The sequence below is a fragment of the Micromonospora maritima genome, from assembly GCF_902825405.1.
GTDB classification, from domain to species: Bacteria; Actinomycetota; Actinomycetes; order Mycobacteriales; family Micromonosporaceae; genus Micromonospora; species Micromonospora maritima.
The window spans coordinates 1-3,039 of the sequence record NZ_CADEAU010000589.1 but is presented as its reverse complement, the minus strand read 5'-3'; the positions used below and the strand labels follow the sequence as shown (position 1 = coordinate 3,039).

The 3,039-nt window shown below is 74.8% G+C and carries 3 protein-coding genes; 1 reads left to right on the top strand and 2 read right to left on the bottom strand.

What is annotated here, in order from left to right:
* Positions 1 to 432 precede the first annotated feature (432 nt).
* Together HUW36_RS29565 and HUW36_RS29560 are read right to left on the bottom strand one after the other, a co-directional pair.
* Positions 433 to 1,821 (bottom strand): HAMP domain-containing sensor histidine kinase, encoded by a 1,389-nt coding sequence (locus HUW36_RS29565; protein ID WP_174531109.1) that lies wholly within the window; start codon positions 1,819 to 1,821, stop codon positions 433 to 435.
* Between the two features lie 29 nt (positions 1,822 to 1,850).
* Positions 1,851 to 2,540, bottom strand: coding sequence for a response regulator transcription factor (locus HUW36_RS29560; RefSeq protein ID WP_018784999.1), 690 nt, complete (start codon positions 2,538 to 2,540; stop codon positions 1,851 to 1,853).
* Between the two features lie 73 nt (positions 2,541 to 2,613).
* On the opposite strand from HUW36_RS29560, the gene HUW36_RS29555 reads away from it, so the two are divergent.
* The coding region (locus HUW36_RS29555; RefSeq protein WP_174531108.1) for an ADP-ribosylglycohydrolase family protein at positions 2,614 to 3,039 on the top strand (426 nt) is incomplete at its 3' end.

The following is a 3,039-nucleotide window of genomic DNA, read 5'->3' as shown; positions in this document are numbered from 1 at the left end:
TACACGACGCTCTTCCGATCTGCCGGCGCGAGCGCCAGCGCGGTCAGTGCGGCCAGCGCGACGGTGGGCCCGGGGACGGCCGTCGTGGGCCGGCCGGGGCCGTGCGCCAGCACCGGGTCCTGCCAGGCGGCGAGCGTGAGCGCGATGCCGAGGCCGATCACGGCGGCCCAGCGGAGCAGACGGCTGACGGTCGGGGTCATGACGGTCACCTCAACGCCCGGCTCGACGGGAGAGAGCGGCGCGCGACGGGAGCGAGGTGTGGGGGGACCGGACTCCCGCCGCGCGCACGGATCCGCCGGCCGGAAGGTGTTACGGGGCGTCCCGGCCGACGGAACTGATGGGTTCTGTCAGAGATCCTGACAGTTCGCGGCGGTGGCGGGGCGGTCGTTAAAACACTCCTAAGGAGAACTTGCGCCGGTCCACAGCCACCAGTCAGCGCGGACGCGGCCAGCGTCGCCCGGCGCGCGGTTCGCGGGCCTCCCGGGCCATCCGGCCGACCAGGCCGAAGCGGTTGACCTGTCGCGGTGCCGCGTCCGGATCGGCCAGCAGCATCACCACGCTGGCCCCGCCCAACCGGGCTCGGTCGATGCTCACCGAACCGTTGGCCTGCAACGCGACCCGCTTGGCGATGTCCAGCCCGAGCCCGGTCGAGCCCTGGTCGCTCTCGCCCCGGCGCAACGCCCGGTCCGGGTTCGCGATGCCCGGCCCGGCGTCGTCGATCCGGATCGCCACCCAGCCGTCCCGGCGGCTCACCGCCACCTCGAACGCGGTGCCCTGCGGGGTGTAGCGGAACACGTTGCCGATCACCGCGTCCAGCGCGGCGGCCAGCTCGGCCCGCGGCACCGGCGCGGGGATGCGCAGCTGCGCCCCGACCACCCGGTGCGGGCGGTTCTGGTCGCCCGCCAGCGCCGACCAGAAGACCATCCGGTCCCGGACCACCTCGCTGACGTCGCAGGACGCCGGCGCCGTCTCCTGGCTGACCGCCTTGCGGGTCGTCTTGATCAGTTGGTCGACCTCGCCCTCCAGCGTCACGATGGCCTGCCGGATCCGCCGGATGCCGCGCCGCCGGTCCAGCTCCGCCTCGCTGAACGTGCCGATGCTGGTGTCGTCGGACTCCAACGCCTCCGCGTCCAGCCGCAACGCGGTCAGCGGCGTCCGCAGCCGGTGCGACAGGTCGGCGACCAGCTCGTGCTCGTCGGCGCGCAGCGCCACCAGCCGCTCCGCCATCCGGTTGAACGCGTGCCCGGCCTCGGCCAGCTCCCGCGGCCCGGTCGGCTCGACCCGTACCCCCAGCTCGCCGTCGCCCACCGCGAGCGCCGCCTTGACCAGGTCGCCGGTCGCGTCCACCGCCCGGGCCGCGACCCGGTCGACCACCACCACCGCCGCGCCGACCAGGGCCAGCGCCACTGCGAGCAGCAGCAGCCACCGCCCGCCGGCGCCGTCGTCGAGCACCTCGTCGGGGATGAAGACCTCCACCACGGCCACCCGGTCACCGAGCACCACCGGGTCCAGCCGCAGCACACCGCCGTCCACCTCGGAGACCACCGAGCGCCGCTGTGCGGCGGCGTCGCCCAGCGCGGCCGCGTCGGCCCGGCCGGCCGACTCGTCGGCCCCGATGCCGTGGACGACCGGCCGCAGCGCGGGATCGTCACCGCTGGCCGCCACCGCCCGCGCGACCACCTCGGGGTCGGTGCTGACCGCCAGCGCGCCGGTGACCAGCGCGCTCCGGCGTGCCGCGTCGGCCAGCTTCTCCTCCCGCGACTGGTCGGAGAGGCTGATCCCGAGCGGGATGAGGAAGGCGAACGCGACCAGGCTGCACATGCCGGCGGTGAGCCAGGCCAGCGCCGGCCTCAGTCCGGCGCCACCAGCCGGAAGCCGACCCCCCGCACGGTGCGCAGGTAGCGCGGCTTCGCCGCGGACTCGCCCATTTTGCGGCGGAGCCAGTACAGGTGAACGTCGATGGTCTGGTCCTCGCCGACCGATGGCTGCCGCCATACCTCCTCCAAGAGTTCCCGCCGGGACACTACCCGGCCGGGACGCGCGGCGAGATACGCCAGCAGGTCGAATTCCTTGCGGGTCAGGGCCAGGGACTCCCCGTCCAGCACCGCGCTGCGCTCACCGACGTCCACCCGCAGGCCGCCGACCGTGTGCACGGCCGGTTGCACGGTACGGCTGGCCCGGCCGGCCCGGCGCAGCACGGTGGTGATCCGGGCGTCCAGGTGCGCCCCGGTGAACGGCTTGACCATGTAGTCGTCCGCGCCGGCCCGCAGCAGCCGGACCACCGACTGCTCGTCGTCGCGGGCGGTGGCGATGATGATCGGCACGTCGGTGATGCCGCGCAGCATGCGCAGCGCGTCCGATCCGTCCAGGTCCGGCAGGCCGAGGTCGAGCACCACCAGGTCGGGCGTCTCCGCCGCCACCCGGCGCAGGGCGTCCAGCGCCGTGCCGACGGCGTGCACCGCGTGCCCCCGGTCCGTCAGCGACCGCAGCATCGCGCCACGGACGACGTGGTCGTCTTCGACCAGCAGGACGGTTGCCACGTCAGCACCGTACTCGGCGTGGCAAGTCGATCGCGTTGCGGCGGTCCGGGGAACCGGGCAAGCTGGGACGACGATGACGTTCACTCTGTTCCCCGACACCCGCCTCACGCTCGCCCGCGACGCGCTGGCCGGCCTGTCGGTGGGTGACGCGCTCGGCTCCCGGTTCTTCGTCCCCGGCGGGGCGGTCGCCCCCTGGCCGGACGCGCTGCCGCCCGGGCCCTGGCCGTGGAGCGACGACACCGAGATGGCGTGCTCGGTGCTGGACGTGCTCGCCGTGCACGGCCGCATGGTGCCGGACGCGCTCGCGCTCTCCTTCGCCACGCACTACGACCCGGCCCGCCGCTACGGCGCGGGCGCGGTGGAGTTGCTGGAACTCATCCGTGCGGGCACGCCGTGGCCGGTGGCCGCCGCGTCGGCGTTCGACGGGCAGGGCTCCTGCGGCAACGGCGCGGCCATGCGGGTCGCCCCGCTCGGCGCCTGGCACGCCGACTCCGTTCGG